This window comes from Micromonospora sp. CNZ296 (assembly GCF_007827635.1).
The window spans coordinates 1-6,291 of the sequence record NZ_VISW01000053.1 but is presented as its reverse complement, the minus strand read 5'-3'; the positions used below and the strand labels follow the sequence as shown (position 1 = coordinate 6,291).

At 66.0% G+C, this 6,291-nt stretch carries 3 protein-coding genes; 2 read left to right on the top strand and 1 reads right to left on the bottom strand.

Going from position 1 to position 6,291, the window contains the following annotated elements:
• Nucleotides 1-409: 409 nt before the first annotated feature.
• Complete coding sequence (locus FB455_RS33930) at nucleotides 410-2,401, bottom strand: exodeoxyribonuclease VII large subunit (protein WP_145755803.1); 1,992 nt, start codon at nucleotides 2,399-2,401, stop codon at nucleotides 410-412.
• Nucleotides 2,402-3,235: 834 nt separating this feature from the next.
• On the opposite strand from FB455_RS33930, the gene FB455_RS33925 reads away from it, so the two are divergent.
• On the top strand, nucleotides 3,236-5,803 hold the full coding sequence (locus FB455_RS33925; protein ID WP_486481640.1) for a Nuclease sbcCD subunit C: 2,568 nt from the start codon (nucleotides 3,236-3,238) through the stop codon (nucleotides 5,801-5,803).
• A gap of 107 nt (nucleotides 5,804-5,910) precedes the next feature.
• Nucleotides 5,911-6,234, top strand: coding sequence for a DUF4062 domain-containing protein (locus FB455_RS33920; RefSeq protein WP_145755801.1), 324 nt, complete (start codon nucleotides 5,911-5,913; stop codon nucleotides 6,232-6,234).
• The last annotated feature ends 57 nt before the right edge of the window (nucleotides 6,235-6,291 follow it).

Sequence of the window (6,291 nt, the reverse complement as noted above, 5' to 3'; positions counted from 1 at the left end):
GAAGTCATGTCCACAGCAGACAGACGATCACGCGGTGGCCGCACCTCGTCTACCCGGCCCCACCAGCGACATCTCAAACGGCGGCTGCCGTACTAAGTGCCAGGACTCGATCTCTACCCGACCTGCCCCCGGCGACAGCCGGCTACCCGCGTGCCACGCCCACAAGCCATCAGCAAGCCGGCAGACACCAGCCAGGAGTCGCCCGTCATAAGGACAGCGAGATGCCGCCAGGAACTGAAGCCTGCGCCTCTTCGTCGCGAACAACTGCAGGACCTGCAACTCCCGCTCGCTGGGTGCTTCGTCGAGGTGGCTCTTCGCACCGTCCATGAGCTCCAGCCTGACACGAGCCGTCACCATGCGTAGAAGCCCACGCCACCAACAGCATCGCGAAGGTGGGGACCCCGAGCGGTTAGGGCAAGCCCCCTGGCCGAACGTGACGCACTGAGGCGGGCTGGACGCCCTGTCGCATCCGTGCCAACGCGGCCTCGTGCTCCATCTCAATGGCGGACAGCCGCTTGCGCAGGGACTCGTGCTCTCGTTCCGCGGTCGCTAGCCACCCCTCGTCGGGCTGGGCTGCGGCGAGTCGTTCCTGCGCCTCAGCAATGGCCATTCGCCGGCGTTTGGGGTTGTCCACGAGGATGGCTCGGAAAGCATGGGCGGCGTCACCGGGCGTCAGTGCTTCGAAGTCCACTTCAAGCGCAGCCGTGAAAGTTCCATGACCGATGGCGAGGACAACGATCTTCCCCGACTGGCGAACCGAGTTGATAGCCGTTTGCACTTCCAGTGTGACCAGTCGGGAGAGGTCGGACTGATCACCGCCGCCGCGGGCGATCAGCACACCGTCCAGGCCCGGGTCACTGGCGAGCGTTCGCAACAGGGCCGCGAGGCGTGCAGCGGCATCCTGGGCGTTCGCGGCGAACGTGCGGTAGTCGACGTCCAAGGCCTCGACATCGAGTTTCGGGGTGATGTCGCTGCCGACATGCCCCCTGGAGGTGACCACCGCAACCCGCGGTCGCCGCTCGGTCATCGCCCGGAGCCCTGGCGGTTGCAAAGCCTCGATGAGTTGTGTCTCCAAGCCGCCAGCGGCTCGCGTGGTCTTTAAACCGTCGTGTACCCGCCACACGGCATCTTCGAGCACCTGACCAGCGGCGGCATCGAGATCGTCAACGACGGTCACCATCTGCACCCCACCGTCGCTCCCAGGCCTAGGCCGAAAACGGAAGCTCGACCGAAGTGCAGTGCCCCCCTCCTGCGGGGCGCCTGCTCGTTCGAGACGTGCTGCGATAGCCGCCGGCTCGAGGGTCGCGATGTCCGACGAGTGGCGATACTCAGGCGGCCGGGTATACCGCACGGTCCACGACCCGTAGCCAGAAAGCTCGCTGAGCACCCGGGCGTAGACCTCAGCATGGCGCTGAATGCGAGACTGGTCGTCGGCTAGTACCTCGAGCACCATCAGGAATTCCGGCATCGTGGTCGACCCTGCCGACTCAACGTGAATTCGATGGGCGCGCAGCAAGGCGGCGAGTGCGTCAAGCTGGCGGCTTGCGGCAAGACGGGTAACGAGGCGGGTGATGGTGAGGACCGACCCATGCGGAAGGAACGCTTCGGGCGGCGCATAGGCCGCCGGACTGGTGCGTCGAAGAGGGTCTACCGGAACAGGCGCCACGACAGTCGACCCCAGCTGCCGGGACGCTGTCAGAAGACCGCCGAGATCGCTGCTGCCGGCGATCGTCGACAGGAGGTCGTCTAGGACCCGTCGTCCAAGTTCTGCTGACCAACGTCCTGAGGTCGGGTGAAAGCCGCAGTCGTTCCACGGGTGGTAGAAGCGCCCTGGCGGCACGGCGATGTATTCGCGGGCCACGGCAACGACGTCGGACAACCGTCCGGCTTCTGCCGCTGCGCAAAGCTCATGTATCGAGCCGGCCTCCGGCAGGTCTAAGCGGCTGGTGATGACCTCGACGAGACTCCGAGCCTCGTCGTCGTCAACGTCAACGCAAGCGGTCCCGAGTTCCCGACCGAAGTAACACCGCTCTTCAAGCCAGCTCAGGACCTGCGCCAGCAGCGCACGGGTGGCCTTGTCATCGAGGCGTCGAGGCGGCAACTGCCCGAGCCCGAGGTCCACCGGCCACCGACGAGGGGACATCAGCACCTGACGCGGCAGTTGCCGTAGGGAGTCCAGCTCTGTAGAGGGCCTGGCTTCGAAGGCCGAAGAAGCTGGGTTCTTGAACATCTCGGCCACGTCATTGGAAGTGAAAGAGTCGAGCAGTACCAGTTCAGCGAAGTCGCGCCAGTCCTTGCCTCGCTGGCCGACCCGGGTCGCGATCTCATCGATCGCAGCCGCTAGCGTGGCGGGCGCCCACCGCAGCCCCATATCGGCGAGGCTGATCTCCGCGAAGGCCATGGCCGTAAGCCTGCCCGCACCGCGTCCACCCGGCAACAGGCCGCGCCCGGACGCAAAAGCAACTGATCACACTTGCTGGTGCCCGGCGACCCACGAATCGCCCCGCTGTTCCTCGCTGCAGCCAGTGCCGTCGCCGGAGCGGCCCGTCTGCGACGGGTTTCGGCAGCCGCGACGCTGCTGCAGGTCGTCGAGGAGTGGCTGTGGTCGGAGTTCCCGACGGCCGTCTACATCACGGCCGACTCAAACAGCGCCGTCCGATACGTCGGGAGCGCGGTGCGGTCAGGGCTGTGCGGAGTGGATGACCGTATCCAGAAACGGTCAAGGACCGGCCGGGCCGCACGCTGGACCCGGCTGGTGGTAGTGCCCCCTGATCCCGGACACCGAAGCGAGTCTCGTGCGCCGGATCGAAGGACGCGTCGGCGGGGTGTTGCAGCCGGTGGACACGATACGGCTTCCAGTCTTCCGCAGGGGCAACAGACCGGCGGGCTTCAGCAAGCTGCGCTAACGAACGTCCGGGTAGTTGGCCTTGTCCTTGGACGAAGCCAGCTACTCCGCTAAGTCGGAACGCCTCGGCGGGTCGGACGGCTGACCGAGGCGAATGGTCTGGAACGGCTTCAACCGATGGCACCCTATTCGTACGTATGGGCGAGTGTCGCGCCTCTTCATGGGCTCACTGAGCGTTACAGTGTCGAGCCGGGCGCTCAGACCATCGGCGAACGATCACACGGAGCGAGTGTTTTGACGTCAGCAACGGCTTCAACGGTGAGTAGTCGGGCGGTATCGCCGGCGGGCACGAAGCGCGGACCCGCACGGTTCTGGGCCGTCGACCTCCACGTGCACACCCCGGCCTCACGCGATGTCGACACGCACACCTACGGCGCGAGCGAGCCCCGTCAGATCGTCGACGCGGCGATCGATGCCGGGCTGCACGCCATCGCCGTCACCGACCACAACACCGCCGGCTGGTGCGACAGAATGGCTGAGGCTGCCCGCGATACGACGCTCGTGGTGCTGCCCGGCCTGGAGCTCAGCACGGCCGAAGGGCATCTCCTCGCCATCTGGGAGGAGGGAACCTCGGCGCAGCAGATCGAGGACGTGCTCGTTGAACTCGGGGTGCTCCGCTCCGATCACGGCGACCTGCACAAGGCCCTGGACAAGGGGTTCATCGACACCGCGAAGGTCATCACCGCCCGGGGCGGCTTGGCAATCCCGGCGCACGCCGAGCGGGAGAAGGGCCTGCTCCGCCTCGCCGTGGCCGACCGCATCAACCAGACGCTGCTCGACGAGGCCATCGGCGCGGTCGAGATCGTCGACCTAGTTGAGGTCGAGCGGATCAAGACGCGGCTCGACGGCCGGCGCGAGCTCGCGGTCGTCCGCAGTTCCGACACCACCGCACCCGGTGCCAGCACCCACGTCCTGAGTGGCATCGGCCACCGCCGGACCTGGATCAAGGCGTCGCGGCCGGACTTGTGTGGCCTGCGGCATGCGCTGGCGGATCCGGCTCTGCGTGTCCGCCTGGAAGAACCCATGGCGTCGGAGCACACGGTGATCGAGTCTGTGACCGTGACCGGTGGGTTTCTCGACGGTCAGCAATTCGAGTTTTCGTGCGATCTCAACTGCCTGCTTGGCGGGACCGGAGCGGGCAAATCGCTGCTCATCGAGCTGGTCCGGTTCACTCTCGACCAGCAGACCGACGCCACCGACTTCCCACAAGTTCGCAAGGAAGTCGACTCCCGGCTGAAGTACGCGCTCACCTCGGGCTCAACCGTCGAGGTCGTGCTCACCCGCGGCCACGCGCGGTGCCTCGTACGCCGTGCGTACTTCGAGGACAGCTCCACCCAGCCTGAGTTCATCGGCGACGCCGAGCAGATGACCGGCCTGTCCGGCCGGATCGCGATCACCGGCTTCTCGCAGGGCGAGGTGATCGAGTACGCCCGGACTCCGGTCGGCCGGATGGCGCTCATCGACGCCGCGCTCGACCTGACCGAGTTCGAGATCCGCGAGACGGAGGCGGTCAGCCAGCTCAACGACAACGGTCGACTCATCGGATCGCTCGAAACGAAGATCGCGCAGGCCCGCGCGAGGTTAGAGACCCTTCCGGAGGTCGAGAAGCGCCTGGAAGAGCTTTCCGGCTTGTTCGACGGCGAGACCATCAAGATGCAGGCGAAGTGGAGTGCGGAGAAGGCCCTCTTCGAGCCCGTGGTCGGCATCCCCGAACTGAAGGTCACCGCCCGAACGGAAAGCGGAGAGAAGTTCCGGGTCTCGGCCGCCATCGCCGACAACCAGGACCTCTACCAGCGAGTGCAGACGGCATACGCACAGTTGCGTGAGGCGATCGAGGCGGCGAACGCGCAGTTGGCGCAGGTCCTGCTGGTGGTGAACAAGGAACTCGTCGACGTCCGGCAGGAGTGGCACGATCGGTACCGGCAGTTCGACCACGAACTCGCCGAGGCGGTCAGCCGTATCGATGTCGATAACAAGGGTCTCGCCGCCCTGCGCACCCGGCTCGTCGAACTTCAAACGGAGAAGGCGAAACTCGACGCGCAGCAGACCCAGCTCGACGACGAACTCGTGCCGAACCTGGCCACGGCCACGTCCTACCGGGAAGAGTTGATCGCCGAGCTCATTGAGGCGCGCAAGGCGCGGCGCCGGCGGCGTGAGGACCGGATCAAGGCGCTCAACAGGCTCATGGGCGGCATCGTCCGGATCAAGATGCTGTCCGAGAACGACGACTCGGCCTACCTGGCCGAGCTGACGGCTATCGCCAAAGGATCGCGGCTGCGGGCTCAGGTCCTCCAATTGATCTGCGAAGGGTCGATCCCGGTCAAGCTGGTCCGCTCGTTCCTCGATGACGACGTCAACGGTGTGTGTGACGCCACGGGCGCGGAGCGCAGGCACGTCGAGACGTTGTTCGAGTACGTGCGGGAGAAGGGCGCCATCGAGGACTTCCTGCGGATGCAGACCCTCGACCTGCACGACGGCCTCTCCGTCGAGTTCCGCAAACACGCCAACGACGGGTATGTGGCGATCGAGCGGCTCGCGCATGGCCAGAAGTGCACCGCCATCCTCATCATCGCCCTCGCCGACGGCAACGACCCCCTGATCATCGATCAGCCCGAGGACGCCCTTCACGCACCGTGGATCGAGGAATACCTCGTGGCGAAGCTTCGCGACCTGCGAGGGAGCCGGCAGTACATCTTCGCCACCCGCAGCCCTGGCCTCGTCGTCTCCGCTGACGCCGAAATGATCATTACCCTCACCTCCGACGCGAGCAACGGTGTCGTCGAGGCAACCGGATCCCTCGAGCGTCACGATCTCAACACCCTGGCGCTGTACCACCTGGAAGGTGGCCCCATCCCTTTCAAGCGCCGGACGGTCAAGCTGGGCTCGTCGATGTCGTAGGTCAGGAGGCCTGCAGCCCAAAACGTTGCGGCCGTGATCGCATCGGCCATCGAGCTGTGCAGCGACGCGGTCGGCGTGGGACGGCGGGCGCAGGGGAGAATGTGGACATGAGGGTCTTCATCAGCAGTGTTCGTCGGGAGCTCGAAGAGGAGCGCGATGCGCTTCCGGGCTTGATCTCGGCGCTCGGGCACACGCCGGTGCGCTTCGAGGACTTCACCGCCCAGACGTCGCCCAGCCGTGAGGCGTGTCTGAAGGGTGTCGCCTCGGCCGAGGTGTACGTGCTGATCCTGGGGCCCCGCTATGGCGACCCAATGCCCGACACCGGGCAGTCGCCGACCCATGACGAGTGGATCGCAGCGAAGGCCGCCGGGATGCCCCGGTTGGTGTACCGCAAGCTAGTACGGCAGCCGCCGTTTGGGGATCATGGCTGAAGTTCGAGGCTGAGGCGGCGTGTGTAGTGCGATCGTCGAGCTCGGGCTTGATGCTGG

Bases quoted from the DNA above. Each gene is read 5' to 3' on its own strand.
- FB455_RS33920 (WP_145755801.1), top strand. From the start codon at position 5,911: ATGAGGGTCTTCATCAGCAGTGTTCGTCGGGAGCTCGAAGAGGAGCGC.
- FB455_RS33930 (WP_145755803.1), bottom strand. From the start codon at position 2,401: ATGGCCTTCGCGGAGATCAGCCTCGCCGATATGGGGCTGCGGTGGGCG.